Origin of the sequence: Streptomyces sp. NPDC088915, from assembly GCF_044749825.1 — a bacterium.
Lineage (GTDB): Bacteria > Actinomycetota > Actinomycetes > Streptomycetales > Streptomycetaceae > Streptomyces.
Genome location: NZ_JBIVIR010000015.1, coordinates 34001 through 58695, shown reverse-complemented (window position 1 = coordinate 58695; position 24695 = coordinate 34001). Strand labels below are relative to the sequence as shown.

The following is a 24695-nucleotide window of genomic DNA, read 5'->3' as shown; positions in this document are numbered from 1 at the left end:
GTTACAACGGTGTCAGGTGAAGCGCATTGGCAGTCACTGCCTGATCCCACTTGGAGGTGTTTCGCGATGTTGATGCGCACCGACCCGTTCCGCGAGCTCGACCGCCTCACGCAGCAGATGCTGGGCACGAGCGGCACGTGGTCCCGTCCTTCCGCGGTCCCGATGGACGCCTACCGCGAGGGCGACGCGTATGTGATCGTCATGGATCTGCCCGGGGTGTCGACGGACGCGATCGACATCGACGTCGAGCGGAACATGCTGACGGTCAAGGCCGAGCGCCGGCCCGTCCCCAAGGCCGACGACGTCCAGATGGAGCTGTCCGAGCGGCCCCTCGGTGTCTTCTCCCGGCAGCTCATGCTGGCCGACACCCTCGACACCGAGAAGATCACGGCCGACTACGAGGCCGGCGTCCTCACCCTGCGGATCCCGATCGCCGAGCGCGCGAAGCCCCGCAAGATCGCCATCGGCCGCGGCGACGGCCGCAAGCAGATCAGCGGCTGAGCCGCCGCGAGACCGGAGCGGGGGACGGAAGCCCGTCTCCCCTCCCCCGCTCCCCCGTCACCTCTCCTCGCTCCCGCTCCCCGTCGCTCCGCCTCCCCACCCGAAGGAAGGGGCCGTGATGAGACCGCGATGGCACACGTTCCTCGACCACGTCCGGGAACGCGGCGACTACGACACGCCCCAGGAAGCCGAACGGGCCGCCCGCGTCGTACTGGCGCTGCTCGGCGCCCATCTGGTCGGCGACGTGCGGGCCGCGCTCGCCGCCCGCCTCCCGGAGACCTTCGCCGTCGTCCTGCTCAACCCCCTCCAGGCCGCCGAACCGCTCTCGCCGGAACGCTTCGTGCGCGCGACGGCCGCCTGGATCGAGGGAGCCACCGAGCGGACCGCGGCCTGGGACGTCAGCGCCGTCCTCAGCGTCGTCGCCGACGCCGCCGGGGAGGACCTCACCGGCCAGCTCCTCCTCCAGCTCCCGCCCGGTTACGACCTCCTCTTCGGCCGGCCGCACCTCTCCCGGTGAGTCCGGCCCACCCCGTCGAAACCCGTCCGCTCCGCCCGGCCCCGCCGGGCCCGAAGAGAACGGCGATACACACGATCATGACCCTCCGGACCGAGACGACGACCCCCCTGTCCCCCACGGCCCCCGCGCCCCGGCCCGCGTCGGCACCCGCGTCGGCACCCGACGGAGTCTCCTACTCCGGCCTGCTCGAACGGGTCCGCTACGAAGGCGCCTATCCCACCCGCGAGCGGGCCGAGGAGTCCGTGAGCGCCGTGCTTGCGGCCCTGGGACGGCAGCTCGTCGGTGACGAGCGGGTCGAGCTCGCCGCCCGCCTCCCCGTCGAGGCGGCCCTGACCTTCACCGCCCAGGTGCCCGCCACCACCCCCCTCACCGGCTGGGAGTTCGTCAAGGACCTGGCCCGGCGCACCGGCGGCAGCCCCGCCACCACCCGCTGGGACGTCGGCGCCGTCCTCGCCCCCGTGGCCCGGCTGGCCGGTCCCGAGCTCGTCGACCGCATCGTCGACCAGCTCCCCTCCGGCTACGCCCTCCTCTTCGGCAGGGCCGAACTCCGTCCGCCCCGGAGCACGACGCGCACGACCCGTACGGCCCACGCGGCTCGTACGGCCCGGCCCTTCGCGGACCGGGGAGCCGCATAGGGGTTCCCCGGAAACGTCACCCGAACGAGGGGTGTGGCCGTCCTGCCCCGTTCCGCTGGAGCCGACCGGGTAAGTATGATCAAGCGATGTCTGACATGACCGAGACCACGCCCGGCTGGCTGTCCACGGACGACCTGGAGATGGCCAGGGCCCACATGCCCATCCTGTACGTCGAGGCCGTGCCCGTGCGCGTGGACGACAGCGGCGAAGTCACCAGCGTCGGACTGCTCCTGCGCATAGGCGCGGACGGAACGATCAGCCGCACCCTGGTGTCCGGCCGTGTCATGCACCACGAGCGGGTCCGTGACGCGCTGCTGCGCCACCTGGAGAAGGACCTCGGCCCGGTGGCCCTCCCCCGGGTGCCCGCCTCCCTGCAGCCCTTCACCGTCGCCGAGTACTTCCCCACGGCGGGCATCACCCCGTACCACGACCCCCGTCAGCACGCGGTGTCCCTCGCCTACATCGTGCCGGTGACCGGCGACTGCCGACCCCGCCAGGACGCCCTCGACCTCGTCTGGTTCAGCCCGCAGGAAGCGGCCTCCCCTGCCGTGCAGGGCGAGATGCCGGGCGGCCGGGGAGTACTCCTCAAGCAGGCCCTCGCGCACGTCGGGCACACCTACTGAGGCCGTCCTCCCACGGCCGCGGGGCGGTGTGACCGCGGCGGGACGGCATCCGGTCCGAACCGGGGCGGGGTACCGCGTGGCACCGCCCCGGTGACGGCCCCGCGTGCTTACGGTGCCCCCATGACGACAGAACCGGAAGGGGACCGGGCCGGATCGGCCGACGTCCGCGCGGCCCGGGCGGCCATCGAGTCCTATCTGAGCCGTACGGGTACGGGCGAGAAGCCCCCGGAGGACGCCCGGGAGGGCGAGGGCGCCGACCCGGGCGACCGCCGCATCGACGACGCCACGGCGGAGCGCATCGCCCGCGAGGCCTGGGACGCGGTCCTCGCCGCCACGCCGCCCCCGCCCGACCCCGGCACCGACCCGGCTCCCGCACGGGGCGCCCGGGAACCCGCAGAGGTCACCGAACTGCGCGGGCGGGCGATCGCCGTCGCCCGCGGCCTGCACCAACTCGGCTACCACCTCGACGAGACGCTCCTGCCCGGCCCCGACATGGCCGCCGGTTAGCACGGGCCCGCCGACGGCGAAGACCGGCCCGCCGGCACCAGGGGCCGGCCCGTTCGGGTGGTCGCAGAACCTTCACACGAGCCGTCGCGCGTCGGACGCCGATCCGGGCACCCGCACGAGGAGCGAGGAAACGCGGTTCGGCGAGTCCGACGCGTTCGACGAGGAGGAAATGTGCCGTGGTTGCGATCGCCGTCCTGCTGCTCCCCCTGCTGGGACTGCTGCTGTTCCTCATGGACCGGGTCGAGGACCGGGTGATGGGTCCGCCGAGGGCCTCGCGCCACGCCGGCCGCCATCTCCGGCTGGTGAAGGCCCCCGGCCGGCCGGCCGCCGAACGCCGCCCGGCGCGGCACCGGTCGGTCCGCGGCGGGGCCGCGTCCGGGAGCAGGGCCGGCACGGACACCGGACGGGCCGACGCGGCCTGACGACGTGGGCTTATGCGCGCCGAGCGGGGGCACCCGCAGGGGCATGGTCACATCTCACCACGCAGGAGACGAAGAACGCGGCGGCGAGGCCGCGGAGCGCGCGACGCCGACGCCCGAGGAGGTCGGTCCGGGGCCCGAAGTCGAGCGGCGCGCGCCGGACGCCCCCACCGACCTGAAGGGCCGGTCCTGGCTCGGGGTCCTCAAGGGGTCGGTGCGGGAGTTCAAGGACGACGAGCTGACGGACCGCGCGGCCGCCCTCACCTACTACGGCATCCTGGCCCTCTTCCCGGCCATCCTGGTGCTCCTCTCGCTGCTCGGCATCAGCGGGAAGTCGACCACCGACCGGGTGATGGAGAACCTGCGGCAGCTCACCCCCGGCCCGGCCCGCGACATGCTGAACAACGCCGTGGAACAGCTCCAGGGGCAGGCCGGCACGGGCTCGGTCATGGCGATCATCGGCGTGGTGCTCGCCCTCTGGTCGGCGTCCGGCTACGTGGGGGCGTTCATCAGGGCGGCCAACCAGGTCTACGACATGCCGGAGGGCCGCCCGGTGTGGAAGCTCCTGCCCGTACGGGTCGGGATGACGGCCGTCCTGATGGTCCTCGCGGTGGTCAGCGCCCTGATCGTGGTGTTCACCGGCACCCTGGCGCGCCAGGCCGGGACCGCGCTCGGCATCGGTGACACCGCGCTGACGGTGTGGTCGATCGCCAAGTGGCCGGTCCTGGTCCTGCTGGTGTCGGCCATGATCGCGCTGCTGTACGGGGCCAGTCCCAACGCCAAGGTCAAGGGGTGGAAGTGGATCACCCCCGGCAGTTTCCTGGCCCTGCTGATCTGGATGCTCGCCTCCGCCGGGTTCGCCCTGTACGTCAGCCAGTTCGCCTCGTACAACAAGACGTACGGCACGATGGCCGGCGTCATCGTCTTCCTGGTCTGGCTCTGGATCAGCAACCTCGCCCTGCTCCTGGGGCTGGAGTTCGACGCCGAGACGGTGCGGCAGCGGGCCGTGCTCGGCGGGATGCCGCCGGACCAGGAGCCGTACACCGAGCCGCGGGACACCCGCGCCTGGGACGAGGAGGACGTGCGCCGGTTCGAGGGGATCGAGCGGGACGCCGGGGACCGGCGGTCGCCCGGTGACACGCCGGGGAAGCAGGCGTAGGGCGGGGTCCGGTCCCGCTCCGATGGACCACCCCGAGTGCATGAACCCCCTGAAGCGGGTCAGATGCGACGCATGAGGACAGGAGAACGCGGGCCCGCGCCCGGCACCGTCGTCGTGGTCACGGGCGCGTCGAGCGGGATCGGACGCGCCGTGGCACGGGCGTTCGCCGAGTGCGGCGCGCGCCTGGTCGTCACCGCCCGCAGCACGGACGCCCTGGCGGAGGTGGCGCGCGAGTGCACGGCCGCGCACGCCCGGGCCGAGGCGGCGGCCGTCCCCGCCGACGTCACGGACGAGGCCGCGACGGCCAGGGTCGCCCGGGCGGCGCTCGACCGGTACGGCCGGATCGACGTCTGGGTGAACGCGGCCGGGGTCGGCGTCCTGGGCCGCCTCGACCAGGTGCCGTCGGACGACGTGCGGCGGCTGTGGGAGGTCAACGTCCTGGGCGTGTTCCACGGGCTGCGGGCGGCACTGCCCGCGATGCGCCGCCGGGGCCGGGGCGTGATCGTCAACGTCTCGTCCCTGCTCGGGGGCGCCGTCGAGGCGCCCTACCAGGGTCCCTACGCGGCCTCGAAGGCCGCCCTGATCACCCTCGACGAGGTGCTGCGCCAGGAGCTGGCGCTCTCCGGGGACCACGGGGTCGCCGTCTGCACCGTCCTTCCGACCGGCGTCGACACCCCCTTCTTCCAGCACGCGGCCAATCGCACGGGCCGTCGTGTGCGGTCCCTGCCGGCCGTCGCCACCCCGGAGCGGGTCGCGGCGGCCGTCGTGCGCGCGGCGGTCCGCCCCCGGCGGCGCGTGGTCGTCGGACCGGGTGCGCGGCTCCTGCCGGCCGCCCACGCCCTGGCGCCCGGTCTGGTGCGGCGCGCGATCCGGCGGCGTACCGAGAAGACGTACTTCGGCGGCCCGGGCACGGCCCCGGACACCGCCGGAATCCTCCACGACCCGTCCGGGGACACCGCGGCGGTGTCCGGCGGCCGGCACGCGCGGCTCCGTACGGCGGGGCGCCGGGCCGCCGCCCTGGCCGCCGGGGCCGGAGTGGTGGCCGGCGCCCTCCGCGTCCGCTCCCGGCGTCCGCTCCGGCTTCCCTCCTGATCTCCCTCCCGGCTTCCCTTCCGACGTTCCTCCTGACTTCCCTTCTGACCTCCCTCCCGACTTTCCTCCTGAGGAGATCGCAGCCATGGCACAGTGGAACCGCCTCGTCGAGGCCACGCCCGAGGACGTCTGGTCGGTCCTGAGCGACGGCCGGCTGTACTCGCGGTTCGTGGTCGGCACCCACGACACGTGGGAGGAGGACGGGGACTGGCCCGCCCCCGGCGCGGAGCTGGGATACGTGCTGAAGCTCGGGCCGAAGTCGTACCGGGGCCGCACCACCTCCCGGATCTGCGAGCCGGGCCGCCGCCTGGAACTGGAGGCGAAGACCGACCTGGGCACCGCCCGCATCGCCTTCCGCCTGGTGCCGTGGGGCGGCGACACCCTCGTCATCGTCGACGAGCACCCCCTCCGGGGCCCCGCGGCGCGCTGGCACAACGCGGCCGTCGACACGCTGACGCGCTGGCGGCACCGCGGGATGCTGGCGCGCCTGGAGGAGCTGGCCGTCGCCCGGGCCCGGGAAGCGGGCCGCGGGCAGGGAGCCCGGCCGTGACGGCGCCCGACGCGGTGGTCATCGGCGCCGGACCCAACGGCCTGGTGGCGGCCAACCTCCTCGTCGACGCCGGATGGCACGTCGTCGTCCTGGAGGCCCGGGACGAGCCGGGCGGGGCCGTGCGCAGCGACCGGGGCGTCCACCCCGACTACGTCCACGACACGTTCAGCGCCTTCTACCCGCTCGCCGCCGCGTCGCCGGTGATCCGGGACCTGGCGCTCCACCGGTACGGCCTGCGCTGGAGCCACGCCCCGGCCGTCGTGGCCCATCCGCTCGCCGACGGGCGCTGCGCGGTCCTCGAACGCGACGTCCGGGAGACCGCCGCGTCGGCGGCCGGTTTCGCCGCGGGCGACGGCGCGGCCTGGGAGCGGCTGCACCGGCTCTGGCGCGGTGTCGCCGACGACCTGATCGGGTGTCTGTTCACCCCGTTCCCGCCGGTACGGGCGGGGGCGCGGCTCCTCGCCCGGACCGGTCCGAACGACGCGCTGCGGCTGCTGCGCACGATGCTCCTGCCCGCCCGTCGCTTCGGCGAGGAGAACTTCGCGGGCGACGGCGGGAAGCTGCTGATCGCCGGGAACGCGCTCCATGCGGACCTGGGCCCCGAGTCGGCCCTCGGCGGCGGCTTCGGCTGGCTCATGAGCATGCTCGGTCAGGACCACGGCTTCCCCGTGCCGGTGGGCGGTGCGGGCCGGCTCACCGACGCGCTCGTGGCCCGGCTGCTCGACCGGGGCGGCGAGCTGCGCTGCGGCCGTCCCGTGGCGCAGGTCGTGGTCCGCGGCGGGCGGGCGGTCGCCGTCCGCACCGAGGACGGCACCGAGGTCCCCGCGCGGCGGGCGGTCCTCGCCGACGTCCCGGCGCCCCTGCTGTACGAGCGGCTCGTCGGAGAGGAGCACCTGCCGCCGCGGCTCCGCGCCGAGCTGCGCCGCTTCCAGTGGGACTTCTCCACGGTCAAGGTGGACTGGGCGCTCGACCGTCCGATCCCCTGGACCTCCGAGGGCGCGCGGCGCGCCGGGACCGTGCACGTCGCCGAGGGCATGGACGCGCTCACCCGCTTCGCCGGGCAGATCGCCATGCGGCAGGTGCCGGAGGTGCCGTTCACCGTGCTCGGGCAGATGACCACGGCGGACCCGAGCCGCTCCCCCGCCGGTACGGAGTCGGCGTGGGGCTACACGCACGTCCCGCAGCACATCCGGTCCGACGCCGGGGAGGACGACATCCGCGGACGCTGGGACGAGCGCGAGAAGGAGGCGATCGCCGACCGCGTCGAGGCGGGCATCGAGCGCTTGGCGCCCGGGTTCCGCGCCACCGTCCGCGCCCGGCGGGTGCTGGCGCCGCCCGACCTGGAGCGGCTCAATCCGGCCCTGGTGGGCGGAGCCGTCAACCAGGGCACCACCAATCTGCACCAGCAGCTCGTCTTCCGCCCCGTACCGGGCACCGGGCGGCCGCGCACCCCGATCCGCGGCCTCTACCTCGCCTCCGCCACGGCGCACCCGGGCGGCGGCGTCCACGGGGCCCCCGGCGCCAACGCGGCCCGCGCCGCCCTCAGGGGCCCGCACCTCCCCCGGCGGCGCCGCTGAGGCGGTGCCGGGGGCGCTCGGGTGCCGTACGGGGCAGTAGGTGGTGTGCCGGCAGAGGGAGAGGGGCGGACCGCCGCCACAGGGGCGGGCCGGGGCCCTCCGCCCCGCCTCACGAGGAGGGACCGCCATGGCGTTCTTCGTCCACGCCGTCGTCCCGGGAGTCACCACGGAGCAGTACGACAAGCTCAACGCCGCCCTCCAGCAGACGCCCGGCGTCTTCGACGGCTGCCTGGTCCACGCGTGCGTGTCGACGGACGACGGGCTGGAGGTCTTCGACATCTGGGAAACCGAGCAGCAGATGAACGCGTTCGCCGAGAAGATGACGCCCGTCGCCACCGAGCACGGCTGGCCGGATACGGGCATCGCCCCGCGCGTCATGCGCGTCCACCACCACTGGGTCCCCGGCGCGACCGGCTGACCTGCGCCTTCGGGGCGGCTCCGGGCCGGAGCCGCCCCTTTTCACGTCCTCTCTCACGCGTCTCGCGAGAAAAATCGGGAAAACCTCGGCGGGTGATGTCGAGATCCCGTGCCCCGCTCCGTCCCCGGGGTGAACGCGACCACAATGGGTCGCACGCCCTTCGAGGAGAGGTCACCATGGCCAAGTACCTGCTGCTGAAGCACTACCGAGGCGCCCCGGAGCCGGTCAACTGCGTGCCGATGGACCAGTGGACGCCGGAGGAGATCTCGGCGCACATGCGGTACATGAACGACTTCGCGGACCGGCTGCGGGAGAGCGGGGAGTTCGTCGACGGCCAGGCGGTCGCCCCGGAGGGGGCGTGGGTCCGCTACGACGGCGAGGGCCGCCCGCCGGTCACCGACGGTCCGTTCGCCGAGACCAAGGACCTCATCGCCGGCTGGATGGTGATCGACGTCGACGGCTACGAGCGTGCCGTGGAGCTGGCGGGCGAGCTGTCGGCCGCGCCCGGGGCGGGCGGGAAGCCGATCCACGAGTGGCTCGAGGTGCGCCCCTTCCTGACCGCCCCTCCCACCACCACGGAGTGGTGCCACTGATGGACGAAGCCCTGCTCAGGGGCCTCGTCCCGGGTGCCCTCGGGATCCTCGTCCGCCGCGGAGCCGACTTCGCGGCGGCCGAGGACGCCGTACAGGACGCGCTGGTCGAGGCGGTCCGCGTCTGGCCGGCCGGTCCGCCGCGGGATCCGAAGGGCTGGCTGGTCACCGTGGCCTGGCGCCGGTTCCTCGACGCGACCCGGGCGGACACCGCCCGCCGCCGGCGCGAGGACCTCGTGGAGGAGGAACCGGCCCCGGGACCCGTGTCCGCCGTGGACGACACGCTCCGGCTCTACTTCCTGTGCGCCCACCCGTCGTTGACGCCGTCGTCGGCGGTCGCGCTCACGCTGCGCGCCGTGGGCGGGCTGACCACGCGCCAGATCGCCGAGGCCTACCTGGTGCCCGAGACGACCATGGCGCAGCGCATCAGCCGGGCCAAGCGCACGGTCTCCGGCGTGCGCCTCGACCGGCCCGGCGACGTGGCCACCGTGCTGCGCGTGCTCTACCTCGTCTTCAACGAGGGGTACTCGGGCGACGTCGACCTCGCCGCCGAGGCGATCCGGCTCACCCGGCAGCTCGCGGCCGTGATCGACCATCCGGAGGTGTCGGGGCTGCTCGCCCTGATGCTGCTCCACCACGCCCGGCGCGCGGCCAGGACCGCGCCCGACGGCAGCCTGGTGCCGCTCGCCGAGCAGGACCGGGGCCGGTGGGACACGGGCGTGATCGCCGAAGGCGTCGGGATCCTGCAGGCGGCCCTTGCCCGCGGCCGGCTGGGCGAGTTCCAGGCCCAGGCCGCCGTCGCGGCGCTGCACGCCGACGCGCCCACCGCGGAGGAGACGGACTGGGTGCAGATCGTCGAGTGGTACGACGAGCTCGCGCGCCTGACGGACAGCCCGGTCGTCCGGCTCAACCGCGCGGTGGCGGTCGGCGAGGCCGACGGGCCGCGGGCCGGCTTGGCGGCGCTCGCGGCCCTGGACGGTGCGCTGCCCCGGTACACGGCGGTGGAGGCGTACCTCCACGAGCGCGCCGGTGACACGGCGACGGCGGCCCGGCTGTACGCGGAGGCGGCCCGCAAGGCGCCCAACCTGGCCGAGCGGGACCACCTGACGCGCCGGGCGGCCCGGCTCAACACCGACCGGGGCCGCTGAGGCCGCCTGAGCCGCCGGTGGGGCACGTTCCGGGGCCGGAGGGCCGTCGCGGTGCGGTGTCCCCGGGCGCGTCCGGCCCCGTGCATGAACCCGGGCGGCGGTGGGCAGCCGCCCCTCTGGCGGCCGGGGCCCTGGCGGCCGTGCGGGTCGCCGTCGGGCGGGTGGCCGGTGGAGCCGAGCGAGGCGCCGCCGGTGCCCGGCGGCGAGCGGCACGTCGTGCGGTTCGCGGAGGCGGACGATGAGCTTTCCCCTGCCCGACAGCGTCGATGCCCTCAAGGACATGATCGGCCGCGAGGTCACCTCCCTGCGTGCGGCGGTGCGCCGGAACACGGAGCGTCCGCCGGGCGCGCCGGCCGGTACCGACCGGACGTCGCCGGTGCGGTCCCTGGCGGTGCTGCCGCCCTCCGCGGGGACAGGCGAGGCGTCGCCGTGCCTGTGCGGCAGCCACGAGCCGGGCGCCCGCGGGACCTGTTCGGTCCTCGCCGCGATCCCGGCCTCGGCCGTGCTGCTCGAACCGCTGTGGAACGAGTCGGGCGGCATCCCGGACTTCCGGATCGTCGCCGGCAACCGCATCCGGTCGGCCGACTGGCTGGAAGAGCCGGACCACCAGGTCGGGCAGCGTTTCCTGGAGGCGCGGCCGGGCGCGGCGGACTCGGGCCTGCTCGCCGCCCTGACGGACGTGGTGGGCACCGGCAAGCCCCTGAACGGGCAGGTGGTGGACTACACGGAGCAGCGGCTCGGGCGGATCCACCGGACCCCGCTGCTGTACACCGCCGCCCGGTGCGGCGAGCAGCTCCTCGTGACGTGGCGGCCGCTGCAGAGCACGGCCGAGATGATGACGATCGACGCGCAGTTCATCGCCTCGATGGGATGGGGGAACTGGGACCTGCTCTCCGGGAAGGTGACCTGGTCGGAGGGGCTCAGCCGGATCCTCCACGCCGACGTGCGCATGCCGTGGTCCCTGGAGCAGTTGTGCGACGCGCTGCTGCCGGACGACCTGACGGCGTTCGCCGAGTTCCTCACCTCGGTCCTCGCGGGCGAGGAGCCCGCCTGGACCCGGATCCGTTTCGTGGTGCTCGGCGAGGTGCGCACGCTCGACCTCCTGGGGCGGCCGGCCACCGGGACGGACGGCAGGGCCTGGGCCCTCAACCTGGTGGCCCGCGACCTCACGCCGCAGATCCGGAGTCGGCGGCGGCTGGCCGAGACGGAGCGGGAGACGGACCTGCTGCGGCGGCAGACGGAGGCGGAGCGGAGGATCGCGGACACGCTGCGCGAGGCGATCCTCCCGACGCACTCGGAGGCGCTCGCGGCGGTCGGCCTCACGGTGGCGGCCTCCTACCGGCCGGCCGAGCCCGACGCGGCGGTGGGCGGCGACTGGTACAAGTGCCGGCTGCTGCCGGACGGCCGGGTGCTCGTGGCGATCGGCGACGCGTCGGGGCACGGTCTGGAGGCCGTGGCGCGGATGGCGCAGCAGCGGCACGCCCTGGCGGGCCTCGCGCAGACGGGCGCGTCCGCCGGGGAGATCACGACCTGGCTGAACGAGCTGGTGTGCAGCGATCCGGCGGGGCAGACGGCGACGGTGGTGGTCGGCCACCTCGACGACGAGAAGGTCCTGCACTGGGCCGACGCCGGCCATCCCGCGCCGCTGCTGCTGCGCGACGGCCGCGCCGAGCCGCTGGAGGCCAAGCAGCGCGGTCCGCTCCTCGGCGCGCTGCCGGGATACGCGTACGAGACCTCGTCGACGCCGCTGCGCCCGGGCGACCTGCTGGTGCTCTACACCGACGGCATGGTCGAGCACCGGGGCGAGGACGTGGCCGTGGGGATCGCGCGGCTGGCGGACGCGGTGGCGGCCTCGTCGCTCCTGGAGCCGCGAGAGGTGGTCGACGCGCTGCTGGCCGATCCCGGGATCGCGGGCCACGAGGACGACGCGTGCGTCCTGGGGATCCGGGTGGACTGAGCACGCGGTACGGCGTGCCCGGCGGTGGGGTCGCTCCCTCGCGGGAGGACCGGGCGTGACGCCCCGCTCCCCTCGTCCGTTGAGCGGTCCGGGAGGACGTGTGCCCGTCGGACCGCCGGGGAAGGAGACGGTCCCCACGGCACCGGACGGCTCCGTGGCGTCCCCACCGGCCGCAGCGCGGCCCGTCTTCGCCGCCCTCCGGGGCGCCGCACCGATCGGAGAGAGATGACGACGACGCCTTCCGCACCCGACGGGTCTCCCGGCACGTCGATGACCGACGAGGAGTACGGGGCCCTGCGCGCCTCCGCCGCGCTGTGGGCCGGGACGTCCGTGCTGATCACCGACGAGCGCGGGCGGGTCCTGGTCCAGCGGGTCGACTACCGCCCCTCGCGCCTCCTGCCGGGCGGGGCCGTCGACAGGGGCGAGCCGCCCGCCCGGGCCGCCGCCCGGGAACTGTGGGAGGAACTCGGGGTGACGGCGGTCGTCGACCGGGGCCTCGCCGTCGACTGGGTCTCCGCCGACGCCTTCGGGGCGCCCGGGGTCATGCGGTTCCCCGGCGAGATCGTGCACGTGTACGACGGGGGCGTCTGGGACGAGGGGCGGATCGCCGCGATCCGGCTGCCGGGGCACGAGGTCGAGGCCGTGGAGTTCGTGGAGCCCGCCGACCTGCCCGGTCTGATGATCCCGGGCGACGCCCGCCGCGCCCTGTCCGCGCTGCGCGCCCGGATCAACGGCGGCGGCCCCGCGCTCCTGGAGGACGGCGTCCCGATCGCTCCCGGCGTCCTCGACCGGGTCGGCGCCCTGGGCACCGCGCGGGAGCGCCTCCACCACCCCTTCCGGCCCGGCCCCGTCCCGGACGGCCTGCCGCTCCACCGGTCGCGGGGCTGGCTGTTCGCCCCGGACGGACGGGTCCTCGTCCTCCTCGAGCCCGGCACCGGCGCGGCCCGGCTGCCCGGCGGCGCGCCCGGACCGGCGGACCGCGACGCCCCCTGGGCGGTCCCGGTCCGCGAGGCGGGCGGGACGGCGGCGGGCACGGCCGCCCGTCCCCTGTACCTCGGGCACCTCCTCGACCCGGCCGGGCCGTACGCGCTCGTCCGGTACGCCGCCGTCCTCACGCGTCTCGGTCCCCCTCCCGTCGATCCGGACACCGGCCGCGCGCCCGTCCGGGTCCTGGCCACTCCGGAGCAGGCGCTGGAGCTCTTCGACCGGGGTCCGCACGGGGCCGGGGAGCTCGCGGCCGTGCACCGGGTCCGCGAGTCCCTCGGCCTCCCCCGGGCCGACCGCCGGCCCGTCACCGAACTGCCCGGCTCCGTCTCCCTTTAGAGCTCCCCCAAAGCCCGTCCGAGGCCCTTGTCCGAAAGTGTGCGGCCGACGGCACTTCCGGTCCTGGTGCCGATCGGCCGCCCCCACCAAGATGGTTCACGGTTGAACAATCAAGAGCGGTGGGAGATTCGTGATGGGTGCGGGGCAGGTCGTGACGGTGTTCGGCGCGTACGGGCACACCGGGCGGTTCGTGGTGGCGGAGCTGCTGGAGCGGGGGTTCGTGCCGGTCCTGGCCGGGCGCGACGAGGGCAGGCTGCGGGCGCTCGCGGACTCCCGCCCGGGGCTCGGCGTCCGGCCGGCCACGGTCGACGACCCGGTCTCGCTCGACCGCGCGCTGGCCGGTGCGGACGCCGTGGTCAACTGCGCCGGTCCCTTCGCCACGACCGCGGGACCGGTGGTCGAGGCGGCGCTGCGCGCCGGGATCCCGTACGTGGACGTGGCCGCGGAGATCGAGGCCAACCTCGACACGTTCGCGCACTTCGCGGAGCGCGCCGCCGCGGCCGGCGTCCCGGTGGTCCCCGCGATGGCGTTCTTCGGCGGTCTCGGCGATCTGCTGGTCACGGCGGCGATGGGCGACCGGACGGAGGCCGACGAGGTGCACGTCGCGTACGGGCTGAGCGGCTGGCACCCCACCGCCGGGACCCGCACGGCGGGCGCGGTCTCCCGGGAGCGCAGGGACGGCCGGCGCGTGGTGTTCGAGGGCGGGAGGCTTCAGCACCGCGACGACGCCCCGCCGACCCTGGAGTGGACCTTCCCCGAGCCGCTGGGGGTCCGGTCCGTGATCGGGGAGTTCACCATGGCCGACGTCGTCACGGTCCCCAGCCACCTGGCCGTTGCCGAGGTGCGCACCTACATGACGGTCGAGGCGGCGCGGGACCTGGCCGCCCCCGACACGCCGGCGCCGGCCGCCGTCGACGAGCGCGGGCGGTCCGACCAGACGTTCCTCGTCGACGTCGTGGTGCGCTCCGGCGGGGAGGAGCGGCGGGCCGTGGCGCGCGGCCGGGACATCTACGCCGTCAGCGCGCCGCTCGCCGTGGAGGCGCTGGACCGCCTCCTCACCGGCCGGTCCGGGGCGCTCGGCGTTACCTCCGCCGGTGCGGCCTTCGACGCGCCCGCCTTCCTGCGCGCCCTGTCCCCGCACCTCTCGGTCGAGCTGCCCGGGTAGCCCTTCCGTCCCCACGCGTCGGCGCGTTTTCCGCGCCCGGGCGTTTCGAGGTGCCCTTTGCGGCCAGACGCGACATTGGAGGCATTCACGAACCGACGCGAGGAGGACAAGCGGGATGGCTAAGGTGTCGCATCTGCCCGGGCGGGCGGAGCACCAGTGGAACTGGCAGATGTCGGCCGCGTGCCGCGGCGTGGGCACCGAGGTGTTCTTCCACCCCGAGGGCGAACGGGGACCGGACCGCACGGCCCGCGAGGAGGCGGCCAAGGCCGTCTGCGCGACGTGCCCGGTGCGCGTCCGCTGCCTGGAGCACGCCCTCAGCGTGGCGGAACCCTACGGAGTCTGGGGCGGGTTGACGGAACAGGAACGCGAGGTGGCCCTGCGGAGCGGAGCCGCCGCGGCCTAGTGGGCACCCCGTCCGGCGGAGCAGGGGCCGGACGGACGAGGGGCGGGCCCCAAAACCGTGTGTTGGGGGCCCCCCCACGTCCCTCCGTGCCCAGCCCCGCGGCCATCCGGTCCGGGGGGGGTACGGTGCGGAGGGCGTCCCGGCGCGTCAGACGAGACGGCCGCCGAAAGGTCCGCCCAGGCCGTAGTACGTGCCCAGCTGCTCGCGGTAGGCCGGGTCGCCGAGGTGCGTCTCGCGGGAGAACTCCGGAGCGTCCTTGATCTGCTCCTTGGTCCGGTCCACGAAGATCTTCTGCTCCTCCGGGTCGATCCGGGTCACGGTGCTCGCCGGCAGCAGGACCTCCTTGCCGAAGATCCAGACCCCGGTGTCCACGACCAGATAGGCGTCGTCGACCTCGTCCGAGTGCTTGTCCACCTTCCCGATGGCGCCGTCGGACGCCTCGACCTTGTAACCGGTCAGGTCGGCGCCGGCGAGGTGCCCCGCGGTCGACCGGTAACTCCACGCGTGCTCGGTCATGCGTCACCAACTCCTCCGGTGGGGAAAGGACGGCCGGCGGTCCGCCGGCGTCCGGACTCCGCCTGCCCCGGTCCCCGCGACTCATTCGCGTGCCCCCGGGGGACGGCCGGACGGCTCCTGTCCGGCCGGAAAGCGGGATACGGGCCGGGCCCCCGGGTAGCCGAACCTCATGAACACCAGCGAGAACACCCCTCACCACCCCGTCCCCCCGTTCCCCGACCAGCAGCAGGAGCATCCCGGTTCGACCGAGCGGATGGACCCGCGGCCCGACCACGGCGAGGACTCCTACCGGGGCCACGACCTGCTCCTCGACCGGGCGGCGGTCGTCACCGGCGGGGACTCCGGGATCGGCAGGGCCGTGTGCCTGGCGTTCGCCCGCGAGGGCGCGGACGTCGTCTTCACCCACCTTCCCGAGGAGACGGAGGAGGCGAAGGAGACGGCGCGCCTGGTCCGCGAGGCGGGCCGCACGGCGGTTCCCGTCGAGTGCGACGTCCGCGACGAGGAGCAGTGCGCGGCCCTGATCGACCGGGCGGTGGACGAGCTGGGGCGCGTGGACGTCCTCGTCAACAACGCCGCGTACCAGATGTCCCAGCCCGACGGGATCGAGGCCATCACCACGGAGCAGTTCGACCGGGTGATGAAGACCAACCTGTACGGGATGTTCTGGCTCTCCCGCGCGGTCCTCCCCCACATGCCGCGCGGCGGGTCCATCATCAACACCACCTCGGTGCAGGGCTACCAGCCGAGCCCGCACCTCCTCGACTACGCGATGACGAAGGCCGCGATCGTCTCCTTCACCCACAGCATGGCGCAGCTGCTCGCCGAGCGCGGCGTCCGCGTCAACGGGGTCGCCCCGGGGCCCGTGTGGACCCCGCTGATCCCCTCGACGATGCCGGACGTGAAGGAGTTCGGCGGCCAGTCGCCCCTGGGGCGCCCCGCCCAGCCGGCGGAGATGGCGCCCGCGTACGTCTTCCTGGCCTCGCCCGGGGCGAGCTACATCACCGGGGAGATCGTCAACGCGACCGGCGGCACCCCCCTGCCGTAGGGCCGTTCCGTGGCCCGGGACGCGGAAGCCGTACGACCTCCGGGTCGTACGGCTTCCGCGTCGTGCGGGGTGGCGCGGCCGGTGTCACATGGGGGCGTCGGCCGCCGGGGGCCGGCCGGCCCTGCCGGGCGCTTCCCGGGCCTCGGGGTGCTCCCGCGTCCGGGTGAGGGGCAGGTGGTAGAGGGCGAACGCCTTGCCGATGACGGGCTGGGCGACGTTGCGGACGCGCACTCCGCCCGCCGTCATGCCGTGCTCGGTGCCCATGTGGGCGTGGCCGTGCACCGCGAGGTCGGCGCCCGCCCCGTCGATGGCCTCGGCCAGGAGGTAGCTGCCCAGGAAGGGGTAGATCTCGATCGGTTCGCCCGCGAGGGTGTCGGGGACGGGCGAGAAGTGGGTGAGGGCGATCCGCGCCTCGCAGTCGGCCAGCTCGGACAGGGCCTCGTGGAGGCCCTCGGCGGCCTTGCGCGTGGTGCGGACGAAGTCCTTCATCTCGCGTTCGCCGAACTCCCCGGCGCTGCGGCCCGCGAAGCCGCCGCAGAACCCCTTCGTACCGGCGATGCCGAGCCGGCCGCCGTCCACCGGCAGGACCGTCCGGTCGCCCTCCAGGACGGCGACGCCCGCGTCGGTGAGGACGCGCGCGATGTCCGCCTCCTGGTCGGAGTGGTAGTCGTGGTTGCCGAGGACGGCCACCACGGGGACGCCGAGGTCCCGGACCTCGTCCGCGACCACCTCCGCCTCGGAGACCGTTCCGTGCCGGGTGAGGTCCCCGGCGAGGAGGAGGACGTCCGCGCAGAGCGGCAGGGTCTCGAAGGAGGGGCGCAACAGGCCCCGGCAGTCCGGGCTCAGATGGATGTCGCCGACGGCCGCCACCCGGACGACGGCCCCGTCCTCGTGCTTCTCGGGGGCGGTCACAGCAGCTCCTCCGGGCGCTCGGGGGGATCGATGCAGGCGACCGTCAGGTCCGCGTGGACCGGCAGGCCGGCCAGTTCCGTCTCGGCGAGCCGGAGGATCTCCTCCCGGTGCACGGCCGTGGGGACGGTGCCCGTCAGGAGCACGGCGGTGCCGCGCGCCTCGACGCGCACCCCGAGCTCGGCCGTGTCCTCACGCGCGAGCCGCTCCCTGAACCGGGCGATCCGGTACTCGTTCTCGCCGGTGTCCATCGCGCTCCTCCGTCCTGTTCGTCCTGCCGGTGTGGGTCCCGGGGCGGCGCGCTCCGTGCGGGACGGCCGCCCTCACCGTCGCGTCTCCCCCGTCCCGTACGCACCATTCCTCCCCCGGCCCGCCGGGGAGTGGGCGGGGCCGCGCCGGGGCAATGGGAAGGGGTGCGACTGAGAACGAGTGATCCCGGGCGGCCCGGCTGGCGGCGCGTCCACCACGGCAGGGGTTTCCGGTACCTGGACGCGGACGGCGCCCCCTTGGGCGCGGAGGACCGGGACAGGGTGCTCGCGCTGGCGATCCCGCCCGCGTGGCGGGACGTCTGGGTCTGCCCGTGGCCCACGGGGCACGTGCAGGCCGTGGGGACGGACGCGGCGGGCCGCAGGCAGTACCTGTACCACGAGGAGTTCCGGCGCCGCCGGGAGGAGGCGAAGCACGAGCACGTGCGGGAGGTGGCCCGCCGGCTCCCCCGGCTGCGGCGGGCGGTCGAGCACGACCTGGACCTGCGCGGGCTGTGCCGCGACCGGGTCCTCGCCTGCACGGTCCGCCTGCTCGACCTGGGGTTCTTCCGGGTCGGCGGCGAGCGCTACCTGCGGGAGAACTCCTCGCACGGCCTCACGACCCTGCTGCGCGAGCACGCCCGCTGCGCGCGCGGGCAGGTGTCCCTCGACTACCCGGCGAAGTCGGGCGTCCGGCAGACGCGGAGCCTGGTGGACGGGCCGGCGCACGAGGTCGTCCGGGCGCTGCTCCGGCGGCGCGGCGGCGGTGGGCGCCTCTTCGCGTACTGGGAGGGCCGGGACTGGCACGACGTGCGGGCGGCGGAGGTGAACGCGTACCTGCGGGAGCGTTCCGGCGCCGACCTCACCGCCAAGGACTTCCGCACCTGGCACGCCACGGTGCTCGCCGCCGTCGCGCTGGGGGTGTCGGCCCCGGTGGCCGGGGAGTCGCGGACAGCGCGGTCGAAGGCGGTCCGGCGGGCCGTGTGCGAGGTCAGCGGCCACCTCGGCAACACGCCGTCGGTCTGCCGCGCCTCGTACATCGACCCGCTCGTCGTCGAGCGCTTCGAGGAGGGCGTCACCGTCGCCGGGGCGCTGGAACGGCTGGGCGAGGACGGCGGGTTCGGGCATCCGGCCACGCGGGGCGCGGTGGAGCGGGCGGTGCTCCGGCTGCTCGGCTGAACCGGTCGCGCACGCGGCGACGGCGAGCCGTCTCCGACAGGGCCGGACACCGGGTCGCGGCGTTCCGGCACGGGGCCTCAGGCTTCCGGATCCGCCCGGCCGGGCCGGTCGTACGCGGGCTCGCGCTCGGACGCGTCGTGGAGGGACAGGGCTCCGGCGAGGTCGAGGTCGGCGACGGTGCCGTGCGCCCCGGCGCGGACGAGCAGCACCGCGCCGAGTGCGGTGCTCCAGAACGTCCTGGCCTCCACGTCGAGCGGCCGCCGGGTCCGCCAGCCGCGGGTGTCGACGAGCCGGCCCACGAAGCGCTCGGACTGCCGGAAGAGCAACTGGAGGTGCCGGTCGACCACGGGGGCGAGTTCGGGCTTGGAGATCCCGGCGGCGAGCGCCCGCGCGACCGGGGGGAGCGAGGGCATGGCCAGGACGGCGCGGGCGATGTTGCGCCGGAACGCCGCCGCGTCGGGGGCCTGGCGGCCGATGCGCTCGATCCGCCGGGCGTCGTGCAGCAGGCCGAGGAAGGCGGCGTGCACGAGCAGCGAGTCCTTGGAGCCGAAGTGGTAGGTGACCTGGTTGGGGAAGGCCCCCGCCGCCTCCGCGATCTCCGCGACGCTCACCTCGGCGCCGGGCCGCTCCTTGCAGAGCCGCGCGGCCTCCTCGATCAGTCGGCGTCGCGTCGCGCGGCCGCGGTCGCGCGAGCGGGCCGGTGCCGTCGATCGGGCGGATGTCGGCCGGGTCGGCGTCGATCCGGCTTCGGTTCGCTTCTTCTCCACCCTCGAATTGTATGTGATACAACATGGATCCGTTCGCTTGTATCGCATACAAGAAAAGGTGAAGGACATGCACCGGACCGAAGTCGTCGTGACCGGACTCGGCGCGATCACGCCCCTCGGCGGAGACGTGGCGTCCACCTGGGACGCCCTGCTCGCCGGCGAGTCCGGCATCCGCGGCGACGTCCTGCCGGGCCACGAGCACACGGGCCTTCCCGGCACCGTCGCGGGGATCATGGCGGCCGACCCCGCCGGGGCGCTGCCGCCGGCGCGGGCCAGGCGGCTCGACCGCTCGCAGCAGGCGGCCCTCACCGCGGCGGCCGAGGCCTGGGCCGACGCCGGCGCCCCGCGGGTGGACCCGGACCGGCTCGCGTCGGCGGTCGGCACGGGCATCGGGGGCGTACAGACGCTGCTGAGGGAGGACGACGTCCTGGAGGCGTCCGGGGTGCGGCGCGTCTCGCCCCGCACGGTCCCGATGCTCATGCCCAACGCGGCGGCGGCGCTGATCAGCATCGAGTACGGCGCGCGGGCCGGGGTCTACACACCCGTCTCGGCGTGCTCCTCCGGTGCCGAGGCGATCGCCCTGGGGGCCCGGCTCATCCGGGCCGGCGAGGCGGACGTGGTCATCGCGGGCGGGACCGAGGCCGCGATCACCCCGATCACCGTCGCCGGCTTCGTCCAGGCGCAGGCGCTGTCACGGCACACCGCCGAACCCGCCTCGGCCTCGCGGCCGTTCGCCGCGGACCGCAGCGGATTCGTCCTCGGCGAGGGCGCGGCCGTCGTGGTGCTCGAGAGCGCCGAACACGCCGAGGCCCGGGGCGCCCGCGTCCACGCGGTGCTCGCGGGCGCCGGCATCGCCGCCGACGCCCACCACATCACGGCGCCCGCGCCCGACGGCTCCGGCCAGATCGCGGCCATGCGCAAGGCGCTCACGCAGGCCGGGCTGGCTCCCGAGCGGATCGGCCACGTCAACGCCCACGCCACCGGGACCCCGGTCGGCGACGTCGCCGAGGCGCTCGCGATCGGGAAGGTCTTCGGCCGCGCCACCGTGACCGCCCCCAAGGCGGCGCTCGGGCACCTCTTCGGCGCCGCCGGTGCGATCGAGGCGCTCATCGCCGTCCTCAGCGTGGAGCACGGCGTCATCCCGCCGACCCGCAACCTCGCCGCGGCCGGTGTCGACCCCGGCATCGACCTCGACGTGGTCGCGGAGCGGCGGGACGTTCCCCAGGAGGCCGTGCTCAGCAACTCCTTCGGCTTCGGCGGGCAGAACGTCTCGCTCGTCGTCACCGGCGCGGGGCGGCACGCGTCCCGGACGGGGTCCTGACCTCCTACGGCCGGCCCTCCTCGGTCTCGGCCTCGCCCCTGCGGCCGTGCGGGCGGCGCTGTTCCTCGCGGCCCAGGCCCGGGGTCTGGCGCTTGGCGTTCATGCCGCCCTCGTCGTCCGCGGCCCCGTCCGGGTGCTTCCGCGTGGCCTTCTCGGCCTCCCGGCGCGCCTCGACGTCGCCGCTCTCGCCGACGGCCTCCGAGGGCGTGGTGCGCGGCGGGGAGTCCGCGGGCAGGGTGCGTCGGCGCTCGTGATGGCTCATGGTCGTCCTCCTCGGTCGTACGGGCGGGTCCGTGGGGCGGCTGCCCCCCGGCGTCACGCGGAAACGCCGCCGACGGGGGCGAGCACGAAGGCGTGGCCGGCCGGGTCCGTGTAGCGGCGCGTGTCGGTGCGCCGGTCGAGGCGGCTGCCGTTGCGGTCGGCGGAGACGGGGCGCGCGCCGAGCGAGACGGCTTCCCGCTCGGCCTCGTCGAGCGCGTCGGGCGCCACGAGGATGAGCAGGTGGGCCTGCTGGGCGTCGTCCGGCCGGGGCCAGCTCGCCGGCGCCTGGCCGGGGTCGCGGCGGATGCCCAGGACGAGGCCCTCCGAGCCGGAGAGCAGCAGCAGGTCGGGGTCGCCGGGGCTCGGTTCGACGGTGGCGTCGAGCAGGGCGGCGTAGAAGCGGGCGAGGGGTTCGGGGTCGGTGGTGTCGAGGACGAGGACGCCGGTCTTGGAAACGGTCATGTGGTATGTGTGCCCCCTCAAAACCCTTTCAGGCAAAGGGAGTCGGCGTCCGACCGGTCTCGATCGGGCCGGGCGGCGGCCGGGTGGCGGGGCGTCGCGTGTCCGGCCGCATCAGGGGTATGCGGAAACCGTGGAGGCGCCGTCACGGGAGGTGATCGACGCCCCGTCGGGACCGGGTCCCGCCGTCCGGCGTTCCGCCCCGGAGCACCACGCAGACGACGTACGAGCACAGGAGGTTCCATGTCCGCACTGTTGGCCCGCATCAAGCGGTTCGGCCGCAGCCCCCAGGGGCAGCGGGCGATCGCGTCGGTACGGCGCGCCGCCGCCGATCCCCGGAACCAGGCCCGCGCCCGGCAGCTCCTCGGCAGGCTCAGGAAGCGCCGCTGACGGTTCGTCCGCTCCTCTCGCCCTGGTGGGCCCGGCTCCGGCCGGGCCCACCAGGGCGAGAGCGCGAGGGCTCACGGCGGCGCGTCGGAGGGACGGATCTCGCGCAGGCGGTCCAGACGGCGGATGACCGGGGTGGCGCTCGCGCCGTGGAGCACGACGGAGAGCGCCACGGTGGTGGCGGTCAGGACCCACAACTCCTGCGCGTGGTCCTCGAATCCGTGGTGGCCGAGGGCGTAGGCGAGGTAGAAGAGGGAGCCGATGCCGCGCAGTCCGAAGACGGCGGCGACGACGCGCTCCCGGGGGCCGGTGACGAAGCCGAGCTGCGCGATCCACCCGGTCACCGGACGGACGACCACGATCAGGGCCAGGGCGAGCAGGAGCATCGGCCAGGTCAGCGCCTCGATGCCGGTGGCGGCGAGGTAGTGGCCGAGGAGGAAGAGCAGGGCCGCCGTCAGGAGCCGCTCGATCTGCTCGGTGAAGCCGTGCAGCACCTTGTGGTAGCCGTGGCCGCGCTCGGCGGCCCGGATGGCACAGGCGGTGACGAAGACGGCCACGAAGCCGTAGCCGTGGGCGAGTTCGGTGAGGCCGTACGACAGGAAGGTCGCGGCGAGCGCGACGAAGCCCTCCATGTGTTCGGACAGCCGAAACGATTCAGCTTCGGCCCGGAAGAACATCCAGCCGAGCAGCCGCCCGAGGACGATCCCGATGGCGACGGCGATCACCGCCCTGGCCACGAGGTCGAAGCCGAACCAGTTCCCCCAGTCGGCCTCCGCCCAGACGCCGCCCGCGCCCGCGAGCGCGACGGCGGCGAGGACGAAGGGGAAGGCCAGTCCGTCGTTGAGGCCGGCCTCGGCGGTGAGCGTGAAGCGGACCTCGTCCTCGTCGTCCTCCTCGTCGGTCGGCTCCCCCACCCGCACCTCCGCGGCCAGCACCGGGTCGGTGGGCGCGAGGAGGGCGCCCACGAGGAGCGCGGTGGCCAGGGGCCAGTCGAAGAGCCACCAGGTGAGCGCGGTGGTCGCGACGACGGTCAGGGGCAGGGTGATGCCCAGGAGCCGCCACGGCCCGGCCCAGGCGCGCAGCCCGAAGCGCCGGTTCAGCGCGAGCCCGGCGCCCATGAGGGAGACGATCACGCAGATCTCGGTGACGTGCTCGACCCAGACCCGGTCCGCCACGGGGTCGAGTGCGGGCATCGGCAGGGGCAGCAGGCCGCTCAGGGCTCCGACCAGCAGGAACACCATGGGCATCGAGAACGGCATGCGCCGGACGAGTCGCGGCAGGACCGCCGCCGCCAACGCTCCGAGGCCCAGGGCCGTGAACACGAGGTCGGCGGGGCTCAAGGGCGGGGCTCTCCGTTTCCAAGGGCTGCGGGGGTGGTGACGACGGTGACGCCCCGGTCAGTCGGCCGGTTCGTCGGGGACGGGTTGCTCGGGGTTGACGGTTCCGTTCTCGGGGCGCCCTCTGGGGCCCGTGCCGGACTCTTCGGTGTCCGGCAGCTCCTCTTCGCCGGGGTCCCGCGTGACGGTGATGGCCAGCGGGTCCTCGCCCTCGGCCGCCTGTTCGTCCTCGCGGTCGCGGGGTATCGGGTCGTCCGAGTTCCCGGGGGTGTGCGCGTCGCTCATTCCGTTCTCCTCTTCCGGTGTCCGGTCGGGTGGTACGGCGGTCAGCCCGCGGCCGTCGACGCCCCCAGGCGCACGCGTTCCATGACGTATCCGCTGCGCGGGAGCGTCGGCACGCGGTGCAGGGGGATCGACAGGTCCTGGTCGGGCACGTCGTGGGGCAGCCGGGCGAGGCGCGGGACCAGGGCGGCCAGGAGGGCGAGGGTGATGTCCTCGCCGGGGCAGCGGTGGCCCGCCGCCGGGTCGCCGCCGCCCTGCGGGACGAGGTCGTCACGGCCGATCGTCGCACCCGGCCGGGTGAAGCGGGTCGGGTCGAAGGCGTACGGCTCCGGCCACAGGTCGGGGTCGTGGTCGTGCCCGTACAGGTCGAGGAGGACCAGGGTGCCCTTCTCGATCGGGACGCCGCCCCACCGGGTGTCGGCCGCCGCGAGACCGCCGGTGAACGGTGCGAAGGGGTAGAAGCGGCGGACCTCCTGGGCGAAGCCCCAGGCGTACCGCTCGTCCGCCGCCAGGAGCGGACGGTGCTCCGGCCAGCGGTGCAGGGCGTGGGCGGCGAAGGTGAGGAACCAGCTGACCGCGACCGTGGGGCGCAGGACGTTCAGGAGTTCGACGGCCGCGGTGTGCGGGTCGAGCTGCCGGCCGTTCGCGTCGGTGTGCGCGGCCACCGCCTGGGCGATCGTCGCCTGCCCCGAGGGGGCGCCCGCGGACCGCAGTTCCTCGATCAGCGGGGCGAGCCGCTCCTCCTGCCGCGTCCTCGCCCGCCGTGCGCGCACGTGCCGGGGGCCGACGGCGGCGAAGCCGTCCACCATGGCCACGAGGTCCCGCGCGGCGGTCTCCTCCTCGCCGTCGGACAGCGGGACGCCGGCCCAGTCGTGCACGGCCCGGGTCAGCACGCGGGCGGCCCCGTCGAAGAGCACCACCCGTTCCCGGCCCTGCCAGCCGGCCTCGGCCCGGTCCCACGCGCGCTGGGCGTGTTCCACCAGGGCGGCGATCCGCTCCGGGTCCTTGAGCAGCGTCAGGAACATCGCCTTCCGGCCGCGGTGCGGCCCCCCGTCGAGGGTGTGGACGGCTCCGCGGCCGAACAGGGTGTCCAGGACGGGCCCGGGCAGGGCGTCGTGCCGACGGACGTGCCGCTCGTCGTAGAAGAAGTCCACGGCCTCCTTGCCGTGCAGCGCCACCCCGCGCCGGCCGAGGATCCGCACGGGGACGGCCGGGGCGTTCCCGGCGCGCCGGCGCAGATCGGGAAGCCACGCGTACCCCTTCATCAGCAGGGCTGCGGTGCTGTCGAGCAGAGGGGCGCGCGTGGGTCCTGGCATGTCCTGCGGTGTCGCTTTCATGAGAGACGGGTTCCACGAAGTCGCGGTTTCACACCGCCCGACCGGGGCGGATACGGCACGCGCCCG

At 75.0% G+C, this 24695-nt stretch carries 30 protein-coding genes; 21 read left to right on the top strand and 9 right to left on the bottom strand.

The window, feature by feature from the left end:
- Positions 1 to 66 precede the first annotated feature (66 nt).
- The 17 genes from ACIP5O_RS25760 to ACIP5O_RS25680 all read left to right on the top strand — a co-directional run bounded on the left by ACIP5O_RS25760 (position 67) and on the right by ACIP5O_RS25680 (position 14584).
- Positions 67 to 501 carry an Hsp20/alpha crystallin family protein gene (locus tag ACIP5O_RS25760; protein WP_125663750.1) on the top strand — a complete coding sequence of 145 codons (435 nt, stop codon included), beginning with the start codon at positions 67 to 69 and terminating at the stop codon, positions 499 to 501.
- A 118-nt stretch (positions 502 to 619) separates the two neighbouring features.
- Positions 620 to 1018 carry a DUF2267 domain-containing protein gene (locus tag ACIP5O_RS25755; protein ID WP_356540581.1) on the top strand — a complete coding sequence of 133 codons (399 nt, stop codon included), beginning with the start codon at positions 620 to 622 and terminating at the stop codon, positions 1016 to 1018.
- A 77-nt stretch (positions 1019 to 1095) separates the two neighbouring features.
- Positions 1096 to 1653, top strand: a complete 558-nt coding sequence (locus ACIP5O_RS25750) for a DUF2267 domain-containing protein (RefSeq protein ID WP_401297079.1) — start codon at positions 1096 to 1098, stop codon at positions 1651 to 1653.
- 95 nt (positions 1654 to 1748) lie between these two features.
- Complete coding sequence (locus ACIP5O_RS25745; RefSeq protein WP_356540579.1) at positions 1749 to 2276, top strand: NUDIX hydrolase family protein; 528 nt, start codon at positions 1749 to 1751, stop codon at positions 2274 to 2276.
- Between the two features lie 120 nt (positions 2277 to 2396).
- Positions 2397 to 2783: a hypothetical protein gene (locus tag ACIP5O_RS25740; protein ID WP_401297077.1), complete on the top strand. Its 387-nt coding sequence runs from the start codon at positions 2397 to 2399 to the stop codon at positions 2781 to 2783.
- A gap of 176 nt (positions 2784 to 2959) precedes the next feature.
- Positions 2960 to 3205, top strand: a complete 246-nt coding sequence (locus ACIP5O_RS25735) for a hypothetical protein (protein ID WP_401297075.1) — start codon at positions 2960 to 2962, stop codon at positions 3203 to 3205.
- 43 nt (positions 3206 to 3248) lie between these two features.
- Positions 3249 to 4361 (top strand): YihY/virulence factor BrkB family protein, encoded by a 1113-nt coding sequence (locus ACIP5O_RS25730; protein WP_401297073.1) that lies wholly within the window; start codon positions 3249 to 3251, stop codon positions 4359 to 4361.
- 72 nt (positions 4362 to 4433) lie between these two features.
- Positions 4434 to 5453: an SDR family NAD(P)-dependent oxidoreductase gene (locus ACIP5O_RS25725; RefSeq protein ID WP_401297071.1), complete on the top strand. Its 1020-nt coding sequence runs from the start codon at positions 4434 to 4436 to the stop codon at positions 5451 to 5453.
- Positions 5454 to 5538: 85 nt separating this feature from the next.
- Entirely contained in the window at positions 5539 to 6003 is a 465-nt protein-coding gene (locus ACIP5O_RS25720) for an SRPBCC family protein (protein ID WP_401297069.1), read from the top strand.
- Positions 6000 to 7580: a phytoene desaturase family protein gene (locus tag ACIP5O_RS25715; RefSeq protein ID WP_401297068.1), complete on the top strand. Its 1581-nt coding sequence runs from the start codon at positions 6000 to 6002 to the stop codon at positions 7578 to 7580. Before ACIP5O_RS25720 ends, ACIP5O_RS25715 begins: the two co-directional genes overlap by 4 nt.
- Positions 7581 to 7707: 127 nt before the next feature.
- Positions 7708 to 7998 (top strand): hypothetical protein, encoded by a 291-nt coding sequence (locus tag ACIP5O_RS25710; RefSeq protein ID WP_401297066.1) that lies wholly within the window; start codon positions 7708 to 7710, stop codon positions 7996 to 7998.
- Positions 7999 to 8174: 176 nt separating this feature from the next.
- On the top strand, positions 8175 to 8591 hold the full coding sequence (locus ACIP5O_RS25705; protein ID WP_356539909.1) for a YciI family protein: 417 nt from the start codon (positions 8175 to 8177) through the stop codon (positions 8589 to 8591).
- Positions 8591 to 9736, top strand: a complete 1146-nt coding sequence (locus tag ACIP5O_RS25700; protein ID WP_401297064.1) for an RNA polymerase sigma factor — start codon at positions 8591 to 8593, stop codon at positions 9734 to 9736. Before ACIP5O_RS25705 ends, ACIP5O_RS25700 begins: the two co-directional genes overlap by 1 nt.
- Positions 9737 to 9974: 238 nt before the next feature.
- Positions 9975 to 11693, top strand: a complete 1719-nt coding sequence (locus tag ACIP5O_RS25695) for a PP2C family protein-serine/threonine phosphatase (protein ID WP_401297062.1) — start codon at positions 9975 to 9977, stop codon at positions 11691 to 11693.
- Between the two features lie 225 nt (positions 11694 to 11918).
- Positions 11919 to 13016, top strand: a complete 1098-nt coding sequence (locus ACIP5O_RS25690) for an NUDIX domain-containing protein (protein ID WP_401297060.1) — start codon at positions 11919 to 11921, stop codon at positions 13014 to 13016.
- Positions 13017 to 13149: 133 nt separating this feature from the next.
- The gene (locus ACIP5O_RS25685) at positions 13150 to 14181 is read left to right on the top strand and encodes a saccharopine dehydrogenase family protein (RefSeq protein ID WP_401297058.1); all 1032 of its coding nucleotides are present in this window, start codon (positions 13150 to 13152) and stop codon (positions 14179 to 14181) included.
- A 115-nt stretch (positions 14182 to 14296) separates the two neighbouring features.
- Positions 14297 to 14584 carry a WhiB family transcriptional regulator gene (locus ACIP5O_RS25680; RefSeq protein ID WP_356539900.1) on the top strand — a complete coding sequence of 96 codons (288 nt, stop codon included), beginning with the start codon at positions 14297 to 14299 and terminating at the stop codon, positions 14582 to 14584.
- A gap of 147 nt (positions 14585 to 14731) precedes the next feature.
- Here ACIP5O_RS25680 and ACIP5O_RS25675 read toward each other — a convergent pair whose 3' ends face one another.
- Positions 14732 to 15100 carry a PRC-barrel domain-containing protein gene (locus ACIP5O_RS25675; protein ID WP_401297056.1) on the bottom strand — a complete coding sequence of 123 codons (369 nt, stop codon included), beginning with the start codon at positions 15098 to 15100 and terminating at the stop codon, positions 14732 to 14734.
- 169 nt (positions 15101 to 15269) lie between these two features.
- Between ACIP5O_RS25675 and ACIP5O_RS25670 the strand changes: the two genes are divergently transcribed.
- The gene (locus ACIP5O_RS25670) at positions 15270 to 16145 is read left to right on the top strand and encodes an SDR family oxidoreductase (RefSeq protein WP_401297054.1); all 876 of its coding nucleotides are present in this window, start codon (positions 15270 to 15272) and stop codon (positions 16143 to 16145) included.
- 84 nt (positions 16146 to 16229) lie between these two features.
- On the opposite strand, the gene ACIP5O_RS25665 is transcribed toward ACIP5O_RS25670, so the two are convergent.
- Both ACIP5O_RS25665 and ACIP5O_RS25660 read right to left on the bottom strand, forming a co-directional pair.
- Entirely contained in the window at positions 16230 to 17057 is an 828-nt protein-coding gene (locus ACIP5O_RS25665) for a metallophosphoesterase (protein WP_401297052.1), read from the bottom strand.
- On the bottom strand, positions 17054 to 17305 hold the full coding sequence (locus tag ACIP5O_RS25660; protein ID WP_356549050.1) for a BON domain-containing protein: 252 nt from the start codon (positions 17303 to 17305) through the stop codon (positions 17054 to 17056). The genes ACIP5O_RS25665 and ACIP5O_RS25660 overlap by 4 nt, the downstream gene beginning before the upstream one ends.
- Before the next feature lie 162 nt (positions 17306 to 17467).
- Here ACIP5O_RS25660 and ACIP5O_RS25655 point away from each other — a divergent pair, with 162 nt between their 5' ends.
- Positions 17468 to 18478: a DNA topoisomerase IB gene (locus ACIP5O_RS25655; protein ID WP_401297051.1), complete on the top strand. Its 1011-nt coding sequence runs from the start codon at positions 17468 to 17470 to the stop codon at positions 18476 to 18478.
- 77 nt (positions 18479 to 18555) lie between these two features.
- Here ACIP5O_RS25655 and ACIP5O_RS25650 read toward each other — a convergent pair whose 3' ends face one another.
- A complete protein-coding gene (locus tag ACIP5O_RS25650; protein WP_401297049.1) occupies positions 18556 to 19245 on the bottom strand; it encodes a TetR/AcrR family transcriptional regulator C-terminal domain-containing protein in 690 nt (229 codons plus the stop codon).
- Positions 19246 to 19312: 67 nt separating this feature from the next.
- Here ACIP5O_RS25650 and ACIP5O_RS25645 point away from each other — a divergent pair, with 67 nt between their 5' ends.
- Entirely contained in the window at positions 19313 to 20566 is a 1254-nt protein-coding gene (locus ACIP5O_RS25645) for a beta-ketoacyl-[acyl-carrier-protein] synthase family protein (RefSeq protein ID WP_401297047.1), read from the top strand.
- Between the two features lie 4 nt (positions 20567 to 20570).
- Here the strand turns inward: ACIP5O_RS25645 and ACIP5O_RS25640 are convergent, their stop codons facing one another.
- On the bottom strand, positions 20571 to 20828 hold the full coding sequence (locus ACIP5O_RS25640) for a hypothetical protein (RefSeq protein WP_401297046.1): 258 nt from the start codon (positions 20826 to 20828) through the stop codon (positions 20571 to 20573).
- Positions 20829 to 20881: 53 nt separating this feature from the next.
- A complete protein-coding gene (locus ACIP5O_RS25635) occupies positions 20882 to 21289 on the bottom strand; it encodes a VOC family protein (protein ID WP_125662445.1) in 408 nt (135 codons plus the stop codon).
- Positions 21290 to 21529: 240 nt separating this feature from the next.
- Between ACIP5O_RS25635 and ACIP5O_RS25630 the strand changes: the two genes are divergently transcribed.
- Positions 21530 to 21676 (top strand): hypothetical protein, encoded by a 147-nt coding sequence (locus tag ACIP5O_RS25630; RefSeq protein WP_356549055.1) that lies wholly within the window; start codon positions 21530 to 21532, stop codon positions 21674 to 21676.
- 71 nt (positions 21677 to 21747) lie between these two features.
- Here the strand turns inward: ACIP5O_RS25630 and ACIP5O_RS25625 are convergent, their stop codons facing one another.
- Genes ACIP5O_RS25625 through ACIP5O_RS25615 form a run of 3 tightly spaced genes read right to left on the bottom strand, consistent with a single transcriptional unit; the run spans position 21748 to position 24608 of the window.
- Entirely contained in the window at positions 21748 to 23013 is a 1266-nt protein-coding gene (locus tag ACIP5O_RS25625; protein WP_401297043.1) for a cation:proton antiporter, read from the bottom strand.
- 57 nt (positions 23014 to 23070) lie between these two features.
- On the bottom strand, positions 23071 to 23295 hold the full coding sequence (locus ACIP5O_RS25620; RefSeq protein WP_356549057.1) for a hypothetical protein: 225 nt from the start codon (positions 23293 to 23295) through the stop codon (positions 23071 to 23073).
- A gap of 41 nt (positions 23296 to 23336) precedes the next feature.
- Positions 23337 to 24608 carry a cytochrome P450 gene (locus tag ACIP5O_RS25615; protein ID WP_401297041.1) on the bottom strand — a complete coding sequence of 424 codons (1272 nt, stop codon included), beginning with the start codon at positions 24606 to 24608 and terminating at the stop codon, positions 23337 to 23339.
- Positions 24609 to 24695 lie beyond the last annotated feature (87 nt).

Bases quoted from the DNA above. Each gene is read 5' to 3' on its own strand.
- ACIP5O_RS25760 (WP_125663750.1), top strand. From the start codon at position 67: ATGTTGATGCGCACCGACCCGTTCCGCGAGCTCGACCGCCTCACGCAG.
- ACIP5O_RS25755 (WP_356540581.1), top strand. From the start codon at position 620: ATGAGACCGCGATGGCACACGTTCCTCGACCACGTCCGGGAACGCGGC.
- ACIP5O_RS25750 (WP_401297079.1), top strand. From the start codon at position 1,096: ATGACCCTCCGGACCGAGACGACGACCCCCCTGTCCCCCACGGCCCCC.
- ACIP5O_RS25745 (WP_356540579.1), top strand. From the start codon at position 1,749: ATGACCGAGACCACGCCCGGCTGGCTGTCCACGGACGACCTGGAGATG.
- ACIP5O_RS25740 (WP_401297077.1), top strand. From the start codon at position 2,397: ATGACGACAGAACCGGAAGGGGACCGGGCCGGATCGGCCGACGTCCGC.
- ACIP5O_RS25730 (WP_401297073.1), top strand. From the start codon at position 3,249: ATGGTCACATCTCACCACGCAGGAGACGAAGAACGCGGCGGCGAGGCC.
- ACIP5O_RS25725 (WP_401297071.1), top strand. From the start codon at position 4,434: ATGAGGACAGGAGAACGCGGGCCCGCGCCCGGCACCGTCGTCGTGGTC.
- ACIP5O_RS25720 (WP_401297069.1), top strand. From the start codon at position 5,539: ATGGCACAGTGGAACCGCCTCGTCGAGGCCACGCCCGAGGACGTCTGG.
- ACIP5O_RS25710 (WP_401297066.1), top strand. From the start codon at position 7,708: ATGGCGTTCTTCGTCCACGCCGTCGTCCCGGGAGTCACCACGGAGCAG.
- ACIP5O_RS25705 (WP_356539909.1), top strand. From the start codon at position 8,175: ATGGCCAAGTACCTGCTGCTGAAGCACTACCGAGGCGCCCCGGAGCCG.
- ACIP5O_RS25700 (WP_401297064.1), top strand. From the start codon at position 8,591: ATGGACGAAGCCCTGCTCAGGGGCCTCGTCCCGGGTGCCCTCGGGATC.
- ACIP5O_RS25695 (WP_401297062.1), top strand. From the start codon at position 9,975: ATGAGCTTTCCCCTGCCCGACAGCGTCGATGCCCTCAAGGACATGATC.
- ACIP5O_RS25690 (WP_401297060.1), top strand. From the start codon at position 11,919: ATGACGACGACGCCTTCCGCACCCGACGGGTCTCCCGGCACGTCGATG.
- ACIP5O_RS25685 (WP_401297058.1), top strand. From the start codon at position 13,150: ATGGGTGCGGGGCAGGTCGTGACGGTGTTCGGCGCGTACGGGCACACC.
- ACIP5O_RS25680 (WP_356539900.1), top strand. From the start codon at position 14,297: ATGGCTAAGGTGTCGCATCTGCCCGGGCGGGCGGAGCACCAGTGGAAC.
- ACIP5O_RS25675 (WP_401297056.1), bottom strand. From the start codon at position 15,100: ATGACCGAGCACGCGTGGAGTTACCGGTCGACCGCGGGGCACCTCGCC.
- ACIP5O_RS25670 (WP_401297054.1), top strand. From the start codon at position 15,270: ATGAACACCAGCGAGAACACCCCTCACCACCCCGTCCCCCCGTTCCCC.
- ACIP5O_RS25660 (WP_356549050.1), bottom strand. From the start codon at position 17,305: ATGGACACCGGCGAGAACGAGTACCGGATCGCCCGGTTCAGGGAGCGG.
- ACIP5O_RS25645 (WP_401297047.1), top strand. From the start codon at position 19,313: ATGCACCGGACCGAAGTCGTCGTGACCGGACTCGGCGCGATCACGCCC.
- ACIP5O_RS25640 (WP_401297046.1), bottom strand. From the start codon at position 20,828: ATGAGCCATCACGAGCGCCGACGCACCCTGCCCGCGGACTCCCCGCCG.
- ACIP5O_RS25635 (WP_125662445.1), bottom strand. From the start codon at position 21,289: ATGACCGTTTCCAAGACCGGCGTCCTCGTCCTCGACACCACCGACCCC.
- ACIP5O_RS25630 (WP_356549055.1), top strand. From the start codon at position 21,530: ATGTCCGCACTGTTGGCCCGCATCAAGCGGTTCGGCCGCAGCCCCCAG.
- ACIP5O_RS25620 (WP_356549057.1), bottom strand. From the start codon at position 23,295: ATGAGCGACGCGCACACCCCCGGGAACTCGGACGACCCGATACCCCGC.
- ACIP5O_RS25615 (WP_401297041.1), bottom strand. From the start codon at position 24,608: ATGCCAGGACCCACGCGCGCCCCTCTGCTCGACAGCACCGCAGCCCTG.